At 39.4% G+C, this 21,374-nt stretch carries 21 protein-coding genes; 17 read left to right on the top strand and 4 right to left on the bottom strand.

What is annotated here, in order from left to right; translation table 11 throughout:
- Positions 1–13: 13 nt before the first annotated feature.
- Genes WA256_RS03970 through WA256_RS03930 form a run of 9 tightly spaced genes read left to right on the top strand, consistent with a single transcriptional unit; the run spans position 14 to position 8,429 of the window.
- Positions 14–1,339: an aminotransferase class III-fold pyridoxal phosphate-dependent enzyme gene (locus tag WA256_RS03970; protein WP_175082338.1), complete on the top strand. Its 1,326-nt coding sequence runs from the start codon at positions 14–16 to the stop codon at positions 1,337–1,339.
- The gene (locus WA256_RS03965; RefSeq protein WP_175082339.1) at positions 1,340–2,101 is read left to right on the top strand and encodes a cytidylyltransferase domain-containing protein; all 762 of its coding nucleotides are present in this window, start codon (positions 1,340–1,342) and stop codon (positions 2,099–2,101) included.
- A 1-nt stretch (position 2,102) separates the two neighbouring features.
- Positions 2,103–3,158: a pseudaminic acid synthase gene (gene pseI, locus WA256_RS03960; RefSeq protein WP_335989136.1), complete on the top strand. Its 1,056-nt coding sequence runs from the start codon at positions 2,103–2,105 to the stop codon at positions 3,156–3,158.
- A 2-nt stretch (positions 3,159–3,160) separates the two neighbouring features.
- Positions 3,161–4,522, top strand: a complete 1,362-nt coding sequence (locus tag WA256_RS03955; RefSeq protein ID WP_335989134.1) for an NAD(P)-binding protein — start codon at positions 3,161–3,163, stop codon at positions 4,520–4,522.
- A complete protein-coding gene (locus WA256_RS03950) occupies positions 4,494–5,468 on the top strand; it encodes a glycosyl transferase (protein ID WP_175082342.1) in 975 nt (324 codons plus the stop codon). The genes WA256_RS03955 and WA256_RS03950 overlap by 29 nt, the downstream gene beginning before the upstream one ends.
- A 1-nt stretch (position 5,469) precedes the next feature.
- Positions 5,470–6,144 carry a class I SAM-dependent methyltransferase gene (locus WA256_RS03945; protein ID WP_058586402.1) on the top strand — a complete coding sequence of 225 codons (675 nt, stop codon included), beginning with the start codon at positions 5,470–5,472 and terminating at the stop codon, positions 6,142–6,144.
- Entirely contained in the window at positions 6,135–7,064 is a 930-nt protein-coding gene (locus WA256_RS03940) for a DegT/DnrJ/EryC1/StrS family aminotransferase (RefSeq protein ID WP_058586401.1), read from the top strand. The genes WA256_RS03945 and WA256_RS03940 overlap by 10 nt, the downstream gene beginning before the upstream one ends.
- Positions 7,051–7,692, top strand: a complete 642-nt coding sequence (locus tag WA256_RS03935) for a class I SAM-dependent methyltransferase (protein ID WP_152996549.1) — start codon at positions 7,051–7,053, stop codon at positions 7,690–7,692. Before WA256_RS03940 ends, WA256_RS03935 begins: the two co-directional genes overlap by 14 nt.
- Positions 7,689–8,429 carry a WbqC family protein gene (locus tag WA256_RS03930; RefSeq protein WP_175082346.1) on the top strand — a complete coding sequence of 247 codons (741 nt, stop codon included), beginning with the start codon at positions 7,689–7,691 and terminating at the stop codon, positions 8,427–8,429. The genes WA256_RS03935 and WA256_RS03930 overlap by 4 nt, the downstream gene beginning before the upstream one ends.
- Here WA256_RS03930 and WA256_RS03925 read toward each other — a convergent pair.
- From WA256_RS03925 to pseB, 3 genes are read right to left on the bottom strand one after another with little or no spacing between them, the layout of a single operon-like run.
- The gene (locus tag WA256_RS03925) at positions 8,426–9,286 is read right to left on the bottom strand and encodes an aldo/keto reductase (protein ID WP_335989127.1); all 861 of its coding nucleotides are present in this window, start codon (positions 9,284–9,286) and stop codon (positions 8,426–8,428) included. The two genes, WA256_RS03930 and WA256_RS03925, sit on opposite strands and share 4 nt — an antisense overlap.
- Positions 9,283–10,446 carry a UDP-4-amino-4,6-dideoxy-N-acetyl-beta-L-altrosamine transaminase gene (gene pseC / locus WA256_RS03920; RefSeq protein ID WP_335989125.1) on the bottom strand — a complete coding sequence of 388 codons (1,164 nt, stop codon included), beginning with the start codon at positions 10,444–10,446 and terminating at the stop codon, positions 9,283–9,285. Before pseC ends, WA256_RS03925 begins: the two co-directional genes overlap by 4 nt.
- Before the next feature lie 8 nt (positions 10,447–10,454).
- Positions 10,455–11,456, bottom strand: a complete 1,002-nt coding sequence (gene pseB, locus WA256_RS03915; protein ID WP_062566976.1) for a UDP-N-acetylglucosamine 4,6-dehydratase (inverting) — start codon at positions 11,454–11,456, stop codon at positions 10,455–10,457.
- A gap of 193 nt (positions 11,457–11,649) precedes the next feature.
- Here pseB and WA256_RS03910 point away from each other — a divergent pair, with 193 nt between their 5' ends.
- The gene (locus WA256_RS03910) at positions 11,650–12,435 is read left to right on the top strand and encodes a flagellin N-terminal helical domain-containing protein (RefSeq protein WP_335989121.1); all 786 of its coding nucleotides are present in this window, start codon (positions 11,650–11,652) and stop codon (positions 12,433–12,435) included.
- Positions 12,436–12,577: 142 nt separating this feature from the next.
- Positions 12,578–14,017: a sigma-54 dependent transcriptional regulator gene (locus tag WA256_RS03905; protein ID WP_055197959.1), complete on the top strand. Its 1,440-nt coding sequence runs from the start codon at positions 12,578–12,580 to the stop codon at positions 14,015–14,017.
- 29 nt (positions 14,018–14,046) lie between these two features.
- Here WA256_RS03905 and WA256_RS03900 read toward each other — a convergent pair whose 3' ends face one another.
- Positions 14,047–14,637 carry a DNA-3-methyladenine glycosylase I gene (locus WA256_RS03900; RefSeq protein WP_335989118.1) on the bottom strand — a complete coding sequence of 197 codons (591 nt, stop codon included), beginning with the start codon at positions 14,635–14,637 and terminating at the stop codon, positions 14,047–14,049.
- A 127-nt stretch (positions 14,638–14,764) separates the two neighbouring features.
- On the opposite strand from WA256_RS03900, the gene WA256_RS03895 reads away from it, so the two are divergent.
- The 6 genes from WA256_RS03895 to fliH all read left to right on the top strand — a co-directional run bounded on the left by WA256_RS03895 (position 14,765) and on the right by fliH (position 21,371).
- Entirely contained in the window at positions 14,765–15,877 is a 1,113-nt protein-coding gene (locus tag WA256_RS03895; protein WP_054562185.1) for a sensor histidine kinase, read from the top strand.
- Positions 15,874–17,277 carry a sigma-54-dependent transcriptional regulator gene (locus tag WA256_RS03890; RefSeq protein ID WP_335989117.1) on the top strand — a complete coding sequence of 468 codons (1,404 nt, stop codon included), beginning with the start codon at positions 15,874–15,876 and terminating at the stop codon, positions 17,275–17,277. Before WA256_RS03895 ends, WA256_RS03890 begins: the two co-directional genes overlap by 4 nt.
- 170 nt (positions 17,278–17,447) lie before the next feature.
- The gene (gene fliE, locus WA256_RS03885) at positions 17,448–17,780 is read left to right on the top strand and encodes a flagellar hook-basal body complex protein FliE (protein ID WP_054562183.1); all 333 of its coding nucleotides are present in this window, start codon (positions 17,448–17,450) and stop codon (positions 17,778–17,780) included.
- Positions 17,781–17,800: 20 nt separating this feature from the next.
- Complete coding sequence (fliF, locus tag WA256_RS03880) at positions 17,801–19,516, top strand: flagellar basal-body MS-ring/collar protein FliF (RefSeq protein ID WP_054562182.1); 1,716 nt, start codon at positions 17,801–17,803, stop codon at positions 19,514–19,516.
- A complete protein-coding gene (gene fliG, locus WA256_RS03875; protein ID WP_054553274.1) occupies positions 19,509–20,549 on the top strand; it encodes a flagellar motor switch protein FliG in 1,041 nt (346 codons plus the stop codon). Before fliF ends, fliG begins: the two co-directional genes overlap by 8 nt.
- 3 nt (positions 20,550–20,552) lie before the next feature.
- The gene (fliH, locus tag WA256_RS03870; protein WP_063528645.1) at positions 20,553–21,371 is read left to right on the top strand and encodes a flagellar assembly protein FliH; all 819 of its coding nucleotides are present in this window, start codon (positions 20,553–20,555) and stop codon (positions 21,369–21,371) included.
- Positions 21,372–21,374: the final 3 nt, after the last annotated feature.

The raw sequence follows: 21,374 nt of genomic DNA, 5'->3' as shown, positions 1-21,374 counted from the left end.
CTAGGGGTATTTCATGACCTTAAAAAATAACTCTGGTGCAAAGCTTTGGCAACAAGCAAAAAAAATTATCCCTGGAGGTAATCAGCTATTATCAAAGCGCGCTGAAATGTTTCTCCCGGAGCAATGGCCTGCTTACTATAAAAAATCAAAAGGTTGTGAAGTTTGGGATTTAGACAACAATCATTACTACGATTTTTCTATTATGGGAATTGGAACTAGCTCTCTTGGCTATGCTAACGATGAGATTAATGACGCTGTTATTTCTGCTATTCAAGATGGTTCGATGAGTAGTTTAAACTGTTTTGAAGAAGTTGAACTAGCAAGGCAATTGATTGACCTGCATCCTTGGTCAGGAGCTGTTCGCTTCACACGTACTGGTGGTGAGTCTTGTACTTTAGCAATTCGAATCGCTCGTGCTTTTAGTAAGAAAGAAACCGTGGCATTTTGTGGTTACCATGGTTGGCATGATTGGTATTTAGCTACAAATATTAGTGATAGTGAAAATTTAGATGAGCAACTATTACCAGGACTAAAACCTGCAGGTGTGCCAAAGCAATTACACAACACTGCTATTCCTTTTAAAGAAGGTGATATTGAAGGTTTCAAAGCTATTGTCGAAAAGCATCGTGATAGGTTAGGTGTTGTGATGATGGAAGTGTTCAGGCATGGCCAACCAAATGTTGAATTTTTAAAAGAAGTTAAAGCAATTGCACATGAAAATAATATAGTGGTTGTTTTCGACGAAATTTCTTCAGGATTTAGATTAAATACAGGCGCATCACACCTCTTAACTGAGGTAGAACCAGATATTTGTGTACTAGGTAAAGCGCTAGGTAACGGGCACCCTATTGGGGCAATTATAGGTCGCTCAGAAGTAATGGATGCTGCACAGCAATCTTTTATTAGTAGCTCTTACTGGACTGAAAGAGTTGGTTTTGTTGCTGCGCTTAAAACATTGGAAATTTTTAAACGTGACAATGTACCTCTTAAGCTTAATGAAATTGGTAAAAAACTCAAAAAACAAATATTAGATGCATCAGCTAAAGCTGGTTTTGATTTAAAAATTATTGGTATTGATAGCGTGCCGATATTTATTTTTCCGACAGATCAAGCATTAGCACTTAAAACTTTGTTCACTCAAGAGATGCTAAAAAGAGGCTTCTTAGCCAGTAATGTAATTTATCTTTCCATTGCCCATAGTGAAGAGATATGTGAAAAGTATATTTCCGCTATCTCTGAAGTTTTTAACCTATTGCAAGGTGCACTTGATAGTAACCAAGATATTGCCAGCTTAATAGATGGACCTGTTTGCCATAGTGGTTTTCAAAGGTTAAATTAGATGGCTAAAGTAATAGCATTCATACAAGCTCGAATGGGGTCTTCGAGACTACCAAACAAGGTTCTTAAAAATATTAATGGTAGGCCAGTGATCGTTCAAGTTGTTGAGCGGCTAAAAAAGGCTGCTTGTATTGATGATACTGTTTTACTTACATCGACTAATCAAGAGAACGATGAATTATGCCTTGTTGCTAAAGAGCATGGGATTAAATACTTTAGAGGGCCAGAAGAGAACGTATTACAAAGGTTTCAGCTCGCGACCGAGCTTTACCCCTGTGAATTCGTAATTCGTATTACAGGTGATACGCCTTTTGTTGATGCTGATATTTGTGAGCGGTTGTGTACTAAAGTAATAGATGAAAATGCTCAGTATGGTTTTTTAAGTGAAATGTTTGCAGAAGGCGTTGACTGTGAAGTTGTAGAAACAAAGGCGTTAAAAGGGCTTGTTTTAGAAGCACTGAGGCCATCTGAATTAGAACATGTCACCTTGCATCTCTATGAAAATAAAGAACAGCAATATCGAGTTATTGAATTGAATAATGACACTGATGATAGTCATTATCGGTTTACTTTAGATACACCAGAAGATTGGCAAGTTATAAATGCGATTGCTGATGCGAATGATGATACTCTAAATGTAACCTATCAACAGATAAAAGCATTTCTAGACAGCCACCCTGAAGTGAAAGCCATCAATGCTCAAATAGTTCGTAATGAGGGGCTTCTAATTTCCCTTAAAAACGAACAACAAGATAGAGAATAATATGAAAATTAATGGAAAAAAAATAGATTCCACTAGTCCTTGTTATATTATTGCTGAAATGTCGGCGAACCACGGCGGAAGTTTAGAAAAAGCAAAAGAAATAATAAGAGAAGCCAAACAATCTGGCGCAGATGCTATTAAGCTGCAGACCTATACAGCAGATACAATCACTCTTGATTGCGATAAACCTGATTTCTGCTTACCTAGCGATAATCCATGGCAATCGCATGTTTCATTGCATTCTTTATATCAAAAAGCATATACGCCTTGGGAGTGGCATAAAGAGTTATTTGCTGAAGCAAAGCGTTGTAATATTGATATTTTTTCTTCACCCTTTGACTTTTCTGCAGTTGATCTTCTAGAAGAATTAGGTGCACCTGTTTATAAAATAGCCTCTCCAGAAATTACAGATATCCCTCTTTTACAATATGTCGCAAAAACTGGAAAGCCAGTAATTTTATCAACAGGAATAGCAAATCTTGAAGATATTGAACTTGCAGTTGAAGTGCTGAGGGAGAATGGTTGTAAAGAGCTCGCAATCTTAAAGTGTACTACAGCTTACCCTACGCCTTTAGATGAGTGTAATTTAGCGACAATTGCAGATATAAAGGATCGCTTTAATTGCCTTGCAGGACTTTCTGATCATACACAAGGGATAATCTCTCCTGTTGTGAGTGTAACTCTTGGGGCTAAAATCATCGAAAAGCACTTCATTTTAGATAAAAGTGATGATTCAGTAGATGCCTTTTTCTCGTTAGATAAAAATGAATTTAGTCAATTGGTATGTGCTGTAAGAGATGCTGAGAAGGCGCTTGGTAATGTTGATTATTCAATAACTGAGTCAGCACAAAAAAATATTTTAGCTCGACGTTCTTTGTACTTTGCTAAACCACTTGACGAAGGTGATGTTATTACTGCTAATGACATAAAGTCAGTTAGGCCAGGGTTTGGGCTTCATACTAAATATTACGATCAAGTTATTGGTAAACAAATTAGTAGAAAAGTCGAAATTGGTGACCGTGTAAGCTTTGATGTACTAGATAATATCGGTGATTAGTTATGAAAACATGTATTGTTGTAGGTGGTGGCGTCTGTGGCCTCACCGCGAGTATATTACTAAAAAAAAGATATGATCGAGTTTTGTTGGTTGAGCAAGGTACTGCAGTCGGAGGTTTGCTAAGTTCAGTCAAAGATGACAAAGGTAATATTTATGACCAGGGAACTCATATTCCAGTTACAACTGGAATACAGGAGGTTGATGATATTCTCTTTAACTTTGAGAATAATGAAACACAGTGGCATCAATTTCAACGCCTTGAAACAGGAAACTATTTCGCTGGTTCTTGGGACTTAGAAACACAAACTATTGATGCCAGAAAGTTAAATAAAGATGTTTATCACATAGGTATTGGTGAGTTTTTATCTTCTGTTCTGCCAAGTTCTGCAATAGATATAGAAACATATTTGGAAGAAACTCTAGGGCCAACGTTTTATGAAAACTTGGCGATGCCAGTTATCAATAAGTTGTACGGAAAGGATGTCGATAAAAAACGTTTATCCACGAGCACTAGTATCAACTACTTTGGTGCTAATAGGATAAAAGCATTTGATGAAAACTTAACGAGAATATTAAAACAACATCCTGAAATAGATAAAAAGTTAGGCTTTCATAAAAGTAGTGAATATGACACATATTTAAAAGAAAATAATTTTTCGATGCCATATTACTTTTATCCAAATACTGATGGAGTTCAGTTATGGATATCAGAGCTCGTGAATAAAGCACAGGCTTTAGGCGTTGAAATTATCACTAACACTCAAGTAAAAAAAATATTTGAATCAAATGGTAAAATCGACTCTGTAGAACTAAGTAACAGTGATGTAATTAACACTGAACTTGTTTTTTGGAGCGCACCTCCTGTTTTTGCATTACATGCGGGAGAATTACCTATTCATAGCTATCGGCCTACGTTCCGAACTGCTTATATCTTGCATGCAACATTTGATAAACCCCTCAATAATAATAAATCTCACTATTTATGGAACTGGGATCCAAGCTCTGAAATTTTTAGAATCACTCTTTATGATAATTTACGAACAGAGAAAACTCACTCTGTATCTGCTGAGGTGCTTAGAGATAAAAGTGAAGCTGAGTTTACTTTAAATGAAGGTGTAGAAGATCTAAGGAATATGGGGTTGGTTGCTGAAGATGCTTCTATAAAAAGTGGCTTTGTCCAGCAAATTGAAAATACTTTCCCTGTACCTACAAAGGAATTTGCAGAAGCGACTGAAGTTAATTATCAGACTCTAACGTCTGCATACAGTAATATACTTGTTTCTGGTAGATTTAGCGGGCGTTGTTGGCTTTTACATGACGTTCTTAGGTTTGCATATGAAGATATCAATAACTATGCGAACTAAAGCTAAGTATATTTTTTATTGCAACGCATCGAAAAGTACTGGTTTAGGGCATTTATCAAGGAGTCTAAACATTGCCAGACAAATAAGTGTTCTATCGAACAGCCCTAAAGTTTATTTTTATGGTAACTACGACTTATTTGCTGAGCAAAAAATTTGTTTTTACTCTTTTAAAGTACTAAAGGAACTGCGCGATGCTGAAAACACAACTATTATTTGTGATAGCTACGATTTTTCTCAACAACATCTGCTCAATTTAAAGCGTGCTGGTTTTAAGTTATGTGTTATTGATGACTTTAATCAATACAACTTTGATTTTGTTAACCTTCTTATTAATTTTCGTTTGAATGCTGATTCATTTTATCAAACTACTAATCCTAGCTGCTTAGGTGTGAATTATTTTTCATTTTCACCCGAGCTAGTTGCCTTAAGGGGAGAAAAATTAGCATTACCATATAAAAATGAAATTGAAAAAGTGCTTATTTTTATAGGGGGTTACGACGCTTTTGGTGTTGGTGTAAAAGTTATTGCGGCTTTGGACCAAGTTTTTACTGGTATCGACTTTACTCTTATAGATAAAGAAAAGCCGCAACTCAATGTTGAAAATAATAAGGTAGAAATAGTAGGGTTTACTGAAGATATTTCGAGTTACTTTGCTGATAGTGATTTAATCATTAGTGGTGGAGGGTTAACTAAATATGAAGCTGGATTTTGTTTAATACCTAATTGTTCTATTTCGCAAACACGCGAACAACATCAAGATACTTTAGAATTAGCCAAAAATAATTTAACTTACGATTTAGGTCTGGCTGAAGATGCAAGTGTTGATAAGTTAAATCAAGGGATAACCAGTTTCATCAAGCAAAAAACAAAACAAGTAAATTCATTTGTTGAAACTTATAATACTTATTCAACGCGAAACTTAGCACTTGAAATTATGAAGGTTTGAAATGAACGAATTTGAATCGAAACAAGCTGAATGGGATTCAATAGCAAATGCAAGTGCTGACTTCAAAGAACAGGTTGGACGCCCATTCGAAGATAGTGCTTGGCTTGCACTGAGTGCAGATGTATTAAGTAAGCTAGAGTTAAACTCAGCCTCTAAAGGTAATGTTTTGGATGTAGGCTGTGGTAATGGTTTGTTGCTCTCTAAGATAGCTAATAATTTTAACGAATTAGTGGGGGTTGATTACTCTGAATCTATGGTAGACAAAGCAAAAATGTTGTTGCCAGATGGAGCATTCACTCAGTCAGAAGCAAATAGTTTAAGATTCAAGAATAATTATTTTGATAGAGTGCTTTGCTACAGCATTTTTCACTACTTTCCTTCATATGACTATGCTCTAGAAGTGATATTAGAAATGATTCGAGTCACAAAGCCTGGCGGCTTGATTCTATTAGGAGATATTCTTGATGCGAACTTTGAGTCAGAAATTAAAGGAAATAGTGACTTAGAATATGAAAAAACGATACCTCTGATACACCGTTATTCGCAGTGGCGCTTTTATAACTTTAAAAAATTAATTGATGATTTAGCAGCATATACAACAAAAGTAGAAGTATTGACTCAGCCAGAAACCTTCGTGCTTGCTACATACCGAAAGGATATTAGAATTTGGGTTTAGACGAGTTAGAAAAAGAGTTAGCGGGTTACTTTGTTCGAAATCATGCCATCTTAACCCGCTCAGGCAGTTTTGCAATTATCACAGCTCTTAAATGCGCAGGTTTAGAGCAAGGTAGTAAGGTAGTCATGCCTGCAAGTTGTTGTCCCATTGTTTTATTCTCTATTCAAATGGCTGGTTATTCAGTTGTGCTAGCTGATGTTTCACTAAGCTCTCTTTCTATGGAAGTTGAACAAATTGAATCAGTAATGGATGATGATATTTCGGCCATTCTTGCTGTTCATGGGTATGGCCACTTTTGCGCAATTGATGAAATTACTGATTATGCTAAGCGAAAAGGTGTCATTTTAATTGAAGATGCTTGCCTTGCGTATGGCGGCAAATTTAAAGGCCGTCCAATAGGGAGCTTTGGTGATTTCTCAGTAATTAGTTTTGGCTATGATAAGCCTATTAGCCAAAACTATGGTGGAGCATTAATGACAAATTGTCAGACTTTTGCTGACAGGGCTAGAGACTTCTTAGATGATAATAAAATGGCTCAATTTTCTGATCTTATCCAAATAACTCATGTATTAGAAGGTTTAAAAAAGCTAGATAAATTAACAGCCATCAGAAAGTCGAACATTGCTTTTATAGAGCAAACTGTTTCTAATGAAAAATTTAAAAGGCTTAAGTACAATCCTGAAATAACGTATTGGCGATACCCTTTATTTATTGAAAATAGAGAGCGATTTTTAAATGCAGCCAAGCAACAAAACATATTGTTCACTAGCCACTACCGCTCTTTAGGCCTTCTGCAAACTCAAGGTTATTACCCGAATGCGGAAGAAATCGGAAATAAAATTGTAAATTTGTTTGTTCAGCCTGCTACGCCTAAAACTCAATTAACTAACATGGTGAGATTTATAAATGACTACAGGTAAGAGTGAAAGCCTAAAAAGTTATTATCAAGGTTTATATGCTAAATTTGGCAATAGTCACCAATCTGTTCAGCATGTTTCTAAAGAAGCTCAAAATGTTAGGTTTAAAATTTTTCTTGAGCAAATATCAAACAAAAGCCGGGTTGTTGATCTAGGTTGTGGACTTGGAGATATGTTGGCATTTTTCCGTGATAATGGATTTACAGGGGATTATTTGGGTTTAGACTTTGTCCCAGAGTTTATTCATTCTGCCGAAAAAAAATTTTCGGACGATAGAAAGTCTAAATTTAAACTGTTTGATATCTACAGTGATGCTATGCCACTTGGCTATGATCACGTTTTAATCAGTGGTGTTTTTAATAACAAAACAACTGATAATTTTTCGTTTATGAAAAGCGCTCTTACTAAAAGTTTTGCTGCATGTGAAAAGTCCATTATTTTTAATGCGTTATCAACTTATGTAGAGTATGAAGATCCTACTTTATTTTATATAGATCCCATGGTTATTTTTGACATGTGCAAGCAAGAAATGACTCCCTTTGTGAATTTAAAGCATGACTATGTCACAAAAATTGGTGGGTATCCTTACGAGTTTACTTTGAGCCTATACAAAGAGGGCTTCAGTGTATGATTTTAAGTGTAATGCAGCCGACTTATTTACCATGGCTAGGTTACTTTGCATTGATACAAAGCGCAGATAAGTTTGTATTTCTTGATGATGTAAAATTAGAGAAAAGTGATTGGCATATCAGAAATAGAATAAAGGCTAAAAATCAACCCTTGATGCTTAGTTGTCATGTATCAACACCGAATGGGAGATCAGCTGCCACTATTGAAAACACCTCATTTGTAAAAGAAACAGTTTGGAAGAAAAAGCACTTAAAAAGTATTTATGAAAACTATAATAAAACTGACTATTTTGAAGAGCTATTCCCAATCCTTTCATCGGTGTTTGAAAAAGATAACTTAAATACTGTAGCTCAGTTTAATATAGCTCTTATTAAGGCTCTAATGGATTATATCGGTATTAGCACGCCAACTTACATATCTTCAAAACTATCTAATGTTGAAGGCGTAAAAGATAGCCGGTTAGTTTCCTTATGTAACATATTAGACTGTAACGTTTACTTGTCGCCGATGGGAGCAAAAAATTATATTGAAGAATTTACGCCTGGTGGGCAACTGGTAAAAAATAATATAGATGTTTACTATCAAAACTTTGAGCACCCTGAATACATTCAAAGAAATGGTAGTTTTGAGTCGCATTTAAGCGCGATTGATAGTTTGTTTAATGTCGGCCCAAATAAGACTGCAGAGCTAATCAAAAACTCTACAAAGCAAGCGCTTCACTACAGTGATTTTTACTAACTGAGCTGCCATTTGGCAGGATTTATAAAACTTTCGTCTTCGATAGCAAGTTCGTTAAAAAATACATTTGGTTCTAACTTGCTGTCTAACGCTTGTAAAATCTCTTCCAGCTGGACTTCGCTGTTAACACCTATGACAACTTTATCAATTGATTCAATACCAACAACGTAGTTAATAGCCAGTGCTAAAGGTGTCATGTTTAAACGCTTAGCCATATGATGAAAAATCTCAAGGGACTGTTTTATTGGGTTAAAATATTCAGGCCACTCACCTTCAGACATCAATAGTAAGCCTTGCAAAAAAGCTGAACGAGTGTGAACTTCAACTTTATTTTTTTTAAACTTTTTCAATAAATCTGCTGTTAAAAAACGTTGATCAAATATATTTGCAGGTAGCTGGATTAAATCAATTTGCTCTAAAATAGGTTCGCTAATCTGGTTAGGTGAGTAAACCGATAAGCCTACTTTGGCTACTTTATTGTCAGCTTTAAGATTGTATAAAACATTTAAAAGGCTTGGGTATTTCTTTAAATCGTCAGCGTTATGTAAAAGTAGCCCATAAATAGCGTTTAAATGTAAGTCGGAAAGTGTATGCTCAAGGCAAGAGTGAACCCACTCTTCCTCATTACATGAATTAGGTAAAGGTTTTACTTTACTCACGATGTTGAAATCATCAATAGCGCAATTGCCTAAAACAGCTTCAGCATCACCGTAGGCTGCAGCAGTATCAATCGTATTTAACGAAGCACTTTTTGCTAGCTTTAAGATCCGCTTAACTTCATCGGTCTTAGTTTTCCCTGAACGGTTACTCACACCGTAATTCAAGCCAAATTGCACTGTGCCTAAAGCGAGCTTCATAATAAATCAATCAGTGTTTTGATAACGAATTGCTGCTCATTTGCTGTCATAGTTGGGTGCAGAGGAATGGTAACAGCCTGTTTGTAGTAAGTTGCTGCATTTGGATAATCACCTTCCGAAAAGCCTAAAGCTTGATAATAAGGCTGTAAATGGATCGGTATATAATGCAAGTGAGCAATAACTCCTTGCTCGCGCATACCTGTAATGACTGACTTGTGTTTTTCTACGTTACATTGGGTTAAACGAACAATATATAAATGGTAGCTAGAGTAACAATCATCCGATTGTGTTAAATGAGCTAGCGTTGAATTTGCAAACGCATGGTTATATGTTGTTGCAATGTCGTTTCTCACTGATACAAAGTTGTCTAGCTGCTTTAACTGACTCAGTCCTAAAGCGGCTTGCATATCAGTCATTCTATAATTAAAACCAAGCTCTAACTGTTGATAATACCAAGGGCCGTGACTTGGCTCGGTCATTTCTTCAGGAATATTAGTAATACCATGGCTTCGCAAGCGGCTCATTTTTTTGTTGAGCTCAGCACAGTTGGTAACCGCCATCCCCCCTTCAGCAGATGTAATTATCTTGACTGGATGAAAGCTAAACACAGTAATATCTGAATAAATACAGCTGCCAACAGGCTTATCTTTGTACTTCGCGCCAATAGCATGCGAGGCATCTTCAATAACCTTAAAACCATACTCTTTGGCAAGTGCATTGATTGCTGCCATATCGCATGACTGACCAGCTAAATGAACAGGGATCACGACTTTAGGAAGTTGCTGGCTTTGTTTGGCTAACGTTAGCTTTTCTTGAAGCGCTGCAACAGACATATTGCCTGTTTCAAGGTCGATATCAACAAAATCGATGTCTGCGCCACAATACAGGGCGCAGTTACTCGATGCGACAAAGGAGATTGGCGACGTCCATACAATGTCACCTTTACCTACGCCTAAAGCAAGGCAAGCAATATGTAACGCTGAAGTCGCACTGTTAGTGGCACAGGCATAGTGAGCATCACAATATTCTGCAATGGCACTTTCAAATGCTGGAACAGCAGGGCCCTGTGTTAACCAGTCAGACTTTAATACATCAATTACGGCATTGATGTCTTCTTGCGAAATACTTTGTTTGCCGTAAGGAATTACCTTATTCGTCATAATAAATTTTACAATAATGCTTGAACATTGAAGTTTTTAATTTCTTCAATACTCATATATTCAGGGTTATCAAGCGAGTTATACTCGAAACCTTGGGTAACTTTTTTGCCTTTTTCACCAATAGCATTCACAGTAAAATCATTGCTACGACTACTGAATTTTATACCCGGAGCGATAACAAAGTGGTCGCTATATTCGTACGTTTCAAAGCATAAGTCGGCCGGGCACATGACCTCATGTAACTTTTCACCTGGTCGAATACCTATAACCTTAATTGGTAATTCAGGTGCCATTGCTTTGGCAAGATCAGTAATACGAATTGAAGGGATCTTCGGAACGAAAATTTCGCCACCTAACATACGCTCAAAGTTAGTTAAAACAAAATCAACACCTTGTTGCAGGCTAATCCAAAAGCGAGTCATTTCTTCATGAGTAATTGGTATATGGTCGCGGCCTTGGTCGATAAACTTTTGGAAAATAGGCACAACAGAGCCACGCGAACACACTACGTTACCGTATCTTACTACTGAAAAAGTTGTTTTATGGCCGCCAGCAATATTATTAGCAGCAACAAATAACTTGTCTGATGCAAGTTTTGTCGCACCATATAAGTTGATTGGATTCGCGGCTTTATCAGTCGACAGTGCAATGACTTTTTCTACGTTATTATCAAGGGCGGCGTCAATTACATTCTCTGCGCCATTGATATTAGTTTTGATGCACTCCATTGGGTTGTATTCAGCGGCTGGAACTTGTTTTAATGCTGCTGCGTGAATCACATAGTTCACGCCGCGCATAGCACGGCGAAGCCTTTCTTTATCGCGTACATCACCAATAAAATACCGCATACACGGTTGGTCAAACTCTTGCTGCATTTCAAACTGTTTGAGTTCGTCACGCGAAAAGATAATGATCTTTTTTGGCTTATAGCGTTCTAGAAGCGTTTTGACGTATTTTTTACCGAATGAACCGGTACCACCGGTAATTAAAATTGTTTTATTGTCGAACATAGTGTTACCCGAGTTATTTTTCATTGGCGTTTGATACGCAAAGTGAGAATTTTGACACAATTCTCAGTAATTTAACTATTAACTAATACACTAGCAAGTCAGATGCCAAGTTAATTTATCTAAACCATGGTACAAAGTACAAAATTTGGCAAATTAAGCTATAATTTAAGCAATCGGTTTGTCGGAGGCCGCCATGAAAATTCAATCACCCAATACCGGGTTTTTAAACCAAACTCAGCAAACGGGTAATAAGCTTACTGAGCAACTAGCATCAGGTAAAAAAGTAAACTCAGCGGCAGATGATGCCGCTGCACTGCAAATTATTGATCGATTAACATCGCAGCAAGATGGCTACAGTCAAGCAATTAACAATGCTTACGACGGCATTTCTTACTCACAAGTGACAGAGTCAAATCTATCTGGTGTAAATGATGCCGTTTCTCGCATTCGAGAGCTGTCTATTCAAGCGGGTAATGGTGCGCTCACAGACAGTGATAGGGCTGCACTTCAAGAAGAAGTGTCGCAATTACAAACGCAAATATCAGAAACGTTTGAAAATGCGACATTCGGTGGTAAACCTTTATTTGATGGTGAGCAAGTGTCGTTTCAAGTTGGTCCTGATGCCAACACCACACAATCAGTGACGCCATCTGATGGCAGTATTGCTTCAGTTATTGCAGGAATCGATATTTCAACCCAAGCAGGAGCTCAAGCTGCGATTGATATTAGCGACCAAGCAGCTGAGGAAATTAACACCCAAAGAGCTGAGCTAGGCGCTTTTCAAAACACCTTGGCGAGTACGATAAAAGGTTTAGGCAACCAGCGAGAGAGCATTGCTGCGAGCCAAAGCCGAATAGAAGATACTGACTATGCAAAAGCTGTGTCTGATCAAGTAGCTAATGATATTTTATCGCAAGCATCGATTGCCTTACGTGGTCAGGCAAATCGTTCAGCCGAATCTATATTAGGTTTACTTTAATTCTTTAGTATTAAATTTTAGTGCTAAGTGACTATTTTTTGGCGTTGATGTCAATAAATTGCCGCTTAGCGCTTGCATCCCTCCTAAACTCGCTTACAATTTAGAAATTAACTAACCTCGTGGTAACTGTGGTTCGCCAATAATGATCTTAATTTTAGACAATAATAATAATCGTGCGATAGGTTTACATGCAGCACTTACCTTCATTGGTGAAACTGCACAATTAGTTGATGAGACTTCGTTACAGTCTTTTTGTGAAAAACATCAACAGCAAGAATGTATGGTCATTCTTGGTGCTTTACAGCAGCTAAATCACGAGGCTGTGATCAAACAGTTTCCTGCCATTCCGTTTTTATTAATTGGTGAAACACTCAAACCGTTACTAAGCATTGCAAATGTAGTTGGTTTAATTTGTGAGCCATTTAACCATGATGTAACTACTCAGCTATTGCATGATTGTCAGCAATATCAGCGCATGCTACCGGGTGACCATAAACAAGCTAAATCTAACAAATCATTTGATGGTTTAGTCGGTGAAACCGAAGCTGTAAAAGATGTGCGCTTTTTAATTGAGCAAGTAGCAAAAACCGATGCCAATGTGCTGATCTTAGGTGAGTCAGGCACAGGTAAAGAAGTTGTTGCACGCAACGTTCATTTACTCTCTAAACGCAATACCGGGCCATTTGTGCCGGTAAACTGTGGTGCTATCCCAGGCGAACTACTTGAAAGTGAGCTATTTGGCCATGAAAAGGGTGCCTTTACGGGCGCAATATCAGCGCGAAAAGGGCGTTTTGAATTAGCGCAAGGCGGCACGCTGTTTCTTGATGAAATTGGTGATATGCCTTTGCAAATGCAGGTTAAACTACTGCGTGTGTTGCAAGAGCGTAGCTATGAGCGAGTAGGGGGTACTAAGCCTATTCAAGCAGATGTACGCATTATTGCTGCGACTCACCGCAACCTTGAAGAAATGATTGAAAAGGGCGACTTCCGTGAAGACCTTTTTTATCGCTTAAACGTGTTTCCAATTGAAAATCCTTCGCTTAGTGAGCGTGCTGACGACATCCCTCTACTATTAAAAGAGCTAATGCGTCGTGTGAACGAGCAAAGTGGCACAACGGCCAAATTCACTGAGCGTGCGATTCAAAGCTTAAAAGAGCATGCGTGGCCGGGGAATATTCGTGAGCTTGCTAACTTAGTTGAGCGAATGGTAATCATGTTCCCTGATAAAGTAGTTGATGTGCCAGACCTTCCAGCTAAATATCGTTATATTGAAGTTGAGGCTTATGAGCCTGAGTACCCAGAAGAGTTGATGGAGCGAGATGCTTTCAACGATATTTTCAGTACTGGCTTTAGTGATTATGATGATGAAGAACCTGATGTACCAGCAACAACGGTTGACTCAGGTTTACTACCAGATGAAGGAATTGAGCTCAAAGAGTATCTTGCTGAGCTAGAAATTAGCTTAATCAGCCAAGCATTAGAGCGCTATGATTACGTTGTTGCACGTGCAGCAGAAATTTTAGGTGTTAGGCGCACCACACTGGTCGAAAAAATGAAGAAATACAACCTAACGCGCGACTAAGCCGCGTTAGGTTTCTTCCTCGGTTTTATCTATTCGTATTCACTGATTATCTCAGCTTTTCTAAAGCAATCATTGCTATGGTCATTTACCATGCCACAGGCCTGCATGTGGGCATACACCGTCGTCGGGCCTAAAAACTTAAAGCCGCGCTTTTTTAAATCTTTGGCGAATGCTGTAGAGGCTTCAGTAATAGCCGGGTAATCCTCTAATTTATCAAGATTGTTTACCAAAGGTTTGCCACCCACAAACTGCCATTGGTAATTTGAGAAACTGCCAAACTCTTTTTGAATCTCAATAAAACGTTGCGCGTTATTGATAGTGGCGGCGATTTTAGCGCGATTACGAATAATACCTTCAAACTGCATTAATCGTTCGACGTCGTCTTCGGTCATTTTGGCAACCTCTTCGACAACAAAGTTTTTGAAGGCACTGCGATAGCCATCACGCTTTTTAAGTATGGTATACCAACTCAGTCCCGCTTGTGCTGACTCTAAAGTTATAAATTCAAATAAACGGTGATCATCATATAATGGCACCCCCCATTCTTGGTCGTGATAGGCCACATAATCTTCTTTGCTGGTATCGAGCCATGGGCAACGACAATGGTGTTCTTTTTGCATTATTCCCTCGCGATTGTCATTTTTTTGTCAGTGTTGTTTTGTCTTTAATTTATTGAAATAAAACAAAAATAAATTTGGTACGGATTGTGCATTTAGCTAGGTAGACACGATTTTTTGAGTATCGATTATGGCCTTAGCAAATGTCCTAAAACCACAATTTATCACAGCCAAACAATATAACCCATGCTTACAACAAGAAGAGTATGTGGGTGAATTGAGTGAGCTGCGCCAACAAGCCAGTTGGTTAGGTCATTTGGTTGATACCATGCCTGCGGGTGTGGTGGTTTTAGATGGCCGAGGCATGATCGCAAAAGCCAATCAAATTGCCATTGATATGCTAGGTGAGCCCCTTGAAGGTGAAAAGTGGTTTAGCGTAATTCAACGCTCATTTCGACCACAGCAAGACGATGGCCATGAAGTATCACTTAAGGATGGCCGTTTAATTAAGCTTGATATTACTGCGCTTGCTCCAGAGCCAGGGCAGTTAATTTTAATGACAGATTTAACTGAAACCAGACGCTTACAAAAGCGAGTAGCCCATATGCAGCGCTTAAGTGCGCTCGGCAAAATGGTTGCTTCGCTTGCTCATCAGGTTAGAACACCGTTATCAGCGGCCATGCTTTATGCTGCCAATTTAGGCTCAAAACGATTGCCAGAAAGCTCGCGTGGCAACTTTCATACAAAGCTAATGTCGCGTTTAAAAGATTTAGAAACCCAAGTGAACGATATGCTGTTATTTGCCAAAAGTGGTGAGCAACAAGTGGTCGAAAGCGTTTCAATGCAACAGTTACTTAATGAAGTAAAAGCCGGTGCTGATGCTATGGTTGCACAAAATAACAGTGAGCTTAGCGTGAACTTGCCTGAGCCAGATATTGAAATTATGGGTAATAAAACTGCTCTGGCGAGTGCTATTCAAAACCTGATCCACAATAGTATTCAAATTATTGGCTCTGAGGCTGTGGTAACCCTGAGTGCCGAACGTGACGAAACTAGCGAAAACTGTGTTCGTATCAGTGTCAGTGATAATGGCCCAGGTGTTGATTTACGTCATGCCAACAAATTATTCGAACCTTTTTACACTACCAAAAGCCAAGGCACGGGGCTTGGACTTGCAGTTGTAAGTTCAGTCGCCAATGCGCACCAAGGACGGGTTGAAGTGACTAATAATGCTCATGGGGGAGCATGTTTTAGTTTGATCTTGCCAATTAGTGCAGAACCAATGTCAGCGGAGGCAAAATGAATACTAACTCTATTTTAGTCGTTGAAGACGACGCAGGCTTACGAGAAGCACTGATCGATACTCTTGAAATGTCGGGTATTGATTGCGTTGCTGCAGATAGCGCCGAACAAGCGATGATCTTGCTTAAGCAAAATAGCTATTCATTGGTTGTTAGTGATGTGCAAATGGGCGCTATGAGCGGCCTTGACCTACTACGTAGCATTAAACTTAACTATCCTGAGCTGCCGGTATTAATGATGACGGCCTATGCCACTATTGATGATGCTGTAGAAGCAATGCGTTTAGGCGCGATTGATTACATGGCAAAGCCGTTTGCTCCAGAAGTGCTCCTTAATATGGTGAGTCGTTATTTGCCTGAAAAGGAAAAAGAAACCGATGGCCCAATCGTTGCCGATCCATCAAGTATTAAGCTATTAGAGCTCGCGAGCAAAGTTGCCCGCTCAGATGCCAGTGTCATGGTACTCGGCCCAAGTGGCTCGGGTAAAGAAGTCTTGGCTCGTTTTATCCACGATAAATCAAATCGTAGCGATGCCCCCTTTGTGGCTATTAACTGCGCTGCTATTCCTGAAAACATGCTTGAAGCAACCTTATTCGGTTACGAAAAAGGGGCGTTTACCGGCGCTATTCAAGCCTGTCCGGGTAAATTTGAGCAAGCTCAAGGTGGTACCATCTTACTTGATGAAATCACTGAGATGGATTTAGGCTTGCAAGCTAAATTACTGCGTGTACTTCAAGAGCGTGAAGTAGAGCGCTTAGGCGGTCGTAAAACCATAGAGCTTGATGTTCGCGTTCTAGCTACAAGTAACCGAGATTTAAAAGAAGCAGTGAGCGAAAATCTATTTAGAGAAGATTTATATTATCGCTTAAATGTATTCCCGCTAATGTGGAAACCATTAGCCGAGCGTCCTGGCGACATTATTGTATTGGCTGAGCATTTAATAGAGCGTCATTGCCTGAAAAGTAAAGAGCCTATCGCTCAACTAAGTGAGGGGGCGAAACAAAAGCTGCTATCGCATGCTTGGCCAGGTAACGTACGAGAGCTTGATAACGTTATGCAACGGGCATTGATATTATGTGATGGTAATAGTATTCATCAAGATGATGTCTTTATTGAAGAGTTGCTTACGGTTGATATCAAGCCAGTCGCTACGCCGCCACACAACGCACCGGTATATCAAGAACAGCCTGTTGAAGTTAATTTAGATACCGTGCCACAAGTGAGTGAGCAAGGTAATTACAAAGACGAGCTGAAAGACAAAGAGCATCGTATTATTTTAGAAACCTTAGCGCGCTGTAATGGTAAGCGCAAAGAGGTTGCAGAAACCTTAGGTATTAGTCCGCGCACGTTACGTTATAAACTGGCGCAAATGCGAGACTTGGGTATAGCCTTACCTGCATAAACTCCTTCCAAAAAGTTACTCAAACAAGCTCACATTTTTGTGAGCTTGTTTGCTGTCAAAACTCTGACATGCAAAATAAACGATTCAAGCTATTGAATTTGTTGGTTTTGTTTTGTGGCACGGTTTGTGCTTTATCAGTGCATAAGTAAACTGCATTGTCAGAGAGTATTATGAAAGTTCAAAACAGCGCATTATTTCAAGAAATGCAAGCTATGGCTTCAGAAGTAGGCCGTAGCAACTCAATTAATAATTTACCAACACAAACTCAGCCAACATCGTCGGCACAGTTTGGTGATTTACTTACCAATGCACTTGATACAGTGAATGGCTTACAACAAGACGCTAAGCAAAAAGTAACAGCAATGGAAATGGGCGATCGCAGTGTTTCTTTAGCTGACGTAATGATTGCTTCGCAAAAATCATCAGTCGCTTTTGAAGCTACGGTGCAAGTTCGAAATAAACTTGTTGAAGCTTATAAAGAAATCATGAACATGCCTGTGTAACTAGGTAGTGGAGAATTATTGTGGCGCAATCTAATCAATCAACTGATCTAGCCTTAGCAGGCGGCGGTATCGACTCAACCGATACTGATGATCAACAAGAGCAAAAGTCAGGCTACCTAAGTGCCTTAAACGGTGTAGATGTTTTACGCCAGGTTACTTTAGTGATCGCTTTGGCAATCTGTTTGGCTATCGCAATTTTTATTATTATTTGGGCTCGTCAACCAGATATGCGTCCGCTTGGCAAAATGCCAACGGAAGAGCTTATTCAAACGCTGGACTTTTTAGACGCTCAAAAGATTGATTACGAACTTGATGGTAACGTCATCTCTGTTGAAGAAGGTGAATACCAAAACATTAAATTATTGATGGCTCGTGAAGGCCTAGAGCAAGCGCCAAGCTCAGGTACTGACATCATCATGCAAGACATGGGGTTTGGTGTTAGCCAACGCCTTGAACGTGAACGTTTAAAACATGGTCGTGAGCAACAGCTTGCACGTACCATCGAAGAGCTAAAAAATGTTACTCGCGCCAAAGTACTTTTAGCTATTCCAAAAGAAAACGTATTTGCTCGTCGTGAAAAACAACCTTCAGCGACGGTAGTGCTTACCTTAAAACGCGGTCGTACACTTGACGGTGAAGAAGTTGACTCAGTAGTTGATATTGTTGCCTCAGCAGTCCAAGGGTTATCGCCAGAGCGTGTTACTGTTACCGATCAAAATGGTCGCTTACTTAATTCAGGTTCACAAAACTCACTTGCTGCTCGCTCTCGTAAAGAGTATGAGATTGAACGTAAGCGTGAAGAAGAGTACTTAAATAAAATCGATAGCATCCTTATTCCAGTTGTAGGCTTAGGTAACTATACCGCGCAAGTCGATTTAAACATGGACTTTAGTGCAGTCGAAGAAACACAAAAACGTTATAACCCAGACTTACCAGCAGTGCGCAGTGAAACCACGTTCGAAGAAAACAACATCGGAGGTCTTGCAGTGGGCATTCCTGGTGCGCTAACGAATCAGCCGCCAGTTAACTCTAATATTCCAGAAATTGCAGGCCAAGGTGGAGCAGGCTCAGCAACGAACCCAAGTCGTTCGCATAAAGAAGCAACACGTAACTATGAGCTTGATACAACTATTTCGCATAAGCGTCAGCAAACCGGTGTTATCCGTCGCATCAGTGTTTCAGTTGCCGTTGATTATGTACCGCAGGTGGGTGAAAACGGTGAAACAACCATGGTTCCTCGCTCTGTAGAAGCATTGTCAAATATTCGTCGCTTATTACAAGGTGGTGTTGGTTTTGATATGCAGCGTGGTGATGCACTTGAGGTTGTCACAGTGCCATTTGTTCGTGAAGATGCTGGTGAAGCGATTGAAGTTCCACTTTGGGAGCAAGATTGGTTCATGAAGATGCTACGCTTAGCATTAGGTGCACTGGTTATCATCGTACTGATTGTCTTTGTAGTAAGACCTATGCTGAAACGTCTAATTTACCCAGACGATACACTAGAAGAATATGATGAAGATGCATTAAGTGCAGGTGTAGATATTGGTGATAGCACGCTAGATATGCTAAATAAAGACTTTGACTCTGCTGCTGTAGGATTCTCAAGTGATGGTACACTACAGCTGCCAGACTTACATGGCGATGAAGATTTACTCAAAGCAGTTCGTGCATTGGTTGCAAATGAACCAGAACTGTCTTCTCAAGTAGTGAAAGCGTGGTTAACAGAAGATGACTGATCAAGAACAAAAACAACTACCACCGGCGTTTGATGTTGATAAATTAGACGGTGTTGATAAGGCGGCAATCTTATTGCTGAGCTTATCAGAAGAAGATGCTGCGCAAATCCTTAAGCACTTAGAGCCAAAGCAAGTGCAAAAAGTGGGTATGGCAATGGCTGCGCTAGATGATTTATCGCAAGCGAAAATTAGCGCAGTCCATAATTTGTTTATTGAGCAAATTCAAAGCTTCAGTACCATTGGCTTCCAGTCTGAAGACTTTATCAAAAAAGCCCTTACAGCAGCGCTTGGTGAAGACAAGGCAGCCAGCCTTATTGACCAAATTGTTATGGGCTCAGGGGCGAAAGGTCTTGATTCATTGAAGTGGATGGATTCAAAGCAAGTGGCGAATATTATTCGCAACGAGCACCCGCAAATTCAAACCATTGTTTTATCGTATTTAGAGCCAGAGCAATCAGCGGAAATCTTGTCGCAATTCCCAGAAAAAGTGCGCTTAGATTTAACCATGCGTATTGCAAACCTTGAAGAAGTTCAACCAGCAGCATTGCAAGAGTTGAATGAAATCATGGAGAAACAGTTCGCAGGTCAAGCTGGTGCGCAAGCTGCGAAAATGGGTGGCTTGAAAGCGGCTGCTGATATCATGAACTACCTAGATACCAATGTTGAAGGTCAGTTAATGGATTCAATCCGTGAACACGATGAAGAGATGTCACAGCAAATCCAAGACCTTATGTTTGTCTTTGAGAACTTAATGGATGTTGAAGACCGTGGTATTCAAGCGATCCTTCGTGAAGTACAGCAAGATGTATTAATGAAAGCAATTAAAGGTACTGACGAAGCATTAAAAGAGAAGATTTTGGGTAATATGTCAAAACGTGCTGCTGAATTACTCGCTGATGATCTTGAGGCAATGGGCCCTGTTCGTATTAGTGAAGTAGAAGCGGCACAGAAAGAAATTCTTTCTACGGCACGCCGTTTAGCTGACTCAGGCGAAATTATGCTTGGTGGCGGTGGTGGTGAGGAGTTCCTGTAAGCCATGAGTAAGTCTTCATTTCATACAGGACGCCCAGTGCATGCCAGTGAAGCTGCTGATGAATTATTGGAAAACTGGCCAATTCCTGAAGTGACGCAAGATACAACAAAACTCGCTGGACGCTCAACGGCGTATGGCACGCCTTTAGCTGACTTATATCGTAAAGAGCAGCAAAAGCAGCAGGCCGAAGAGCAGCCAGAAGAGCCTGAAATTCCGTCGCTAACAATGGCTGAGCTTGAAAAGATCCGTCAAGATGCCTATGAAGAAGGACTAAAGCAAGGCCATGAGCAAGGCTATATAGATGGTTTTGAAAAAGGCGCACATGAGGGAAAAGAAGCTGGCTTTAAAGAAGGTGTTGAGCTTGGTAAGGAGCAAGGCCAAGAAGAAATAAAGCCAATTTTAGAAGAGCAGCTGACCAACTTAAGAAGCTTACTTGATAGCCTTTCTCAACCATTATCTAAAGTCGATGAAAGTGCCGAAAAGCAGTTAGTGCAGTTAGCTGTGATGTTAACTGAAGTTTTAGTTTACCAAGAAATTAAAACCTCACCTGAAGTCATTTTACATGCTTTGAAGCAAGCTATTGATGCGTTAGGTGAAGAGCAAGCGAAAGTACGTATTCACTTACATCCTGATGATATTACTTTAATTACCGAAAGTTATGGCGAACAAACTATCGCAGATAATCATTGGCAGTTAGTTGCAGAACCGACTTTAGAACGGGGTGGATGTGAAATAAAAACTCCGCAATCATCCCTCGATATGACAATAAAAACCCGCGTCAAAGAAACGTTGGAAAACTTTTTGCATAGCAGTGGTATCTAATAC

This window comes from Pseudoalteromonas sp. CH_XMU1449-3, assembly GCF_037027245.1.
In the GTDB taxonomy this organism is placed as follows: Bacteria; Pseudomonadota; Gammaproteobacteria; order Enterobacterales; family Alteromonadaceae; genus Pseudoalteromonas; species Pseudoalteromonas shioyasakiensis.
The sequence above is the reverse complement of the archived record's forward strand: the minus strand, read 5'-3'. Positions and strand labels throughout refer to the sequence as shown.

What these genes read in the sequence shown, in the direction of transcription:
- WA256_RS03970 (WP_175082338.1), top strand. Translation starts at nt 14, where the DNA reads ATGACCTTAAAAAATAACTCTGGTGCAAAGCTTTGGCAACAAGCAAAA.
- WA256_RS03965 (WP_175082339.1), top strand. Translation starts at nt 1,340, where the DNA reads ATGGCTAAAGTAATAGCATTCATACAAGCTCGAATGGGGTCTTCGAGA.
- pseI (WP_335989136.1), top strand. Translation starts at nt 2,103, where the DNA reads ATGAAAATTAATGGAAAAAAAATAGATTCCACTAGTCCTTGTTATATT.
- WA256_RS03955 (WP_335989134.1), top strand. Translation starts at nt 3,161, where the DNA reads ATGAAAACATGTATTGTTGTAGGTGGTGGCGTCTGTGGCCTCACCGCG.
- WA256_RS03950 (WP_175082342.1), top strand. Translation starts at nt 4,494, where the DNA reads ATGAAGATATCAATAACTATGCGAACTAAAGCTAAGTATATTTTTTAT.
- WA256_RS03945 (WP_058586402.1), top strand. Translation starts at nt 5,470, where the DNA reads ATGAACGAATTTGAATCGAAACAAGCTGAATGGGATTCAATAGCAAAT.
- WA256_RS03935 (WP_152996549.1), top strand. Translation starts at nt 7,051, where the DNA reads ATGACTACAGGTAAGAGTGAAAGCCTAAAAAGTTATTATCAAGGTTTA.
- WA256_RS03930 (WP_175082346.1), top strand. Translation starts at nt 7,689, where the DNA reads ATGATTTTAAGTGTAATGCAGCCGACTTATTTACCATGGCTAGGTTAC.
- WA256_RS03925 (WP_335989127.1), bottom strand. Translation starts at nt 9,286, where the DNA reads ATGAAGCTCGCTTTAGGCACAGTGCAATTTGGCTTGAATTACGGTGTG.
- pseC (WP_335989125.1), bottom strand. Translation starts at nt 10,446, where the DNA reads ATGACGAATAAGGTAATTCCTTACGGCAAACAAAGTATTTCGCAAGAA.
- pseB (WP_062566976.1), bottom strand. Translation starts at nt 11,456, where the DNA reads ATGTTCGACAATAAAACAATTTTAATTACCGGTGGTACCGGTTCATTC.
- WA256_RS03910 (WP_335989121.1), top strand. Translation starts at nt 11,650, where the DNA reads ATGAAAATTCAATCACCCAATACCGGGTTTTTAAACCAAACTCAGCAA.
- WA256_RS03905 (WP_055197959.1), top strand. Translation starts at nt 12,578, where the DNA reads ATGATCTTAATTTTAGACAATAATAATAATCGTGCGATAGGTTTACAT.
- WA256_RS03900 (WP_335989118.1), bottom strand. Translation starts at nt 14,637, where the DNA reads ATGCAAAAAGAACACCATTGTCGTTGCCCATGGCTCGATACCAGCAAA.
- WA256_RS03895 (WP_054562185.1), top strand. Translation starts at nt 14,765, where the DNA reads ATGGCCTTAGCAAATGTCCTAAAACCACAATTTATCACAGCCAAACAA.
- WA256_RS03890 (WP_335989117.1), top strand. Translation starts at nt 15,874, where the DNA reads ATGAATACTAACTCTATTTTAGTCGTTGAAGACGACGCAGGCTTACGA.
- fliE (WP_054562183.1), top strand. Translation starts at nt 17,448, where the DNA reads ATGAAAGTTCAAAACAGCGCATTATTTCAAGAAATGCAAGCTATGGCT.
- fliG (WP_054553274.1), top strand. Translation starts at nt 19,509, where the DNA reads ATGACTGATCAAGAACAAAAACAACTACCACCGGCGTTTGATGTTGAT.
- fliH (WP_063528645.1), top strand. Translation starts at nt 20,553, where the DNA reads ATGAGTAAGTCTTCATTTCATACAGGACGCCCAGTGCATGCCAGTGAA.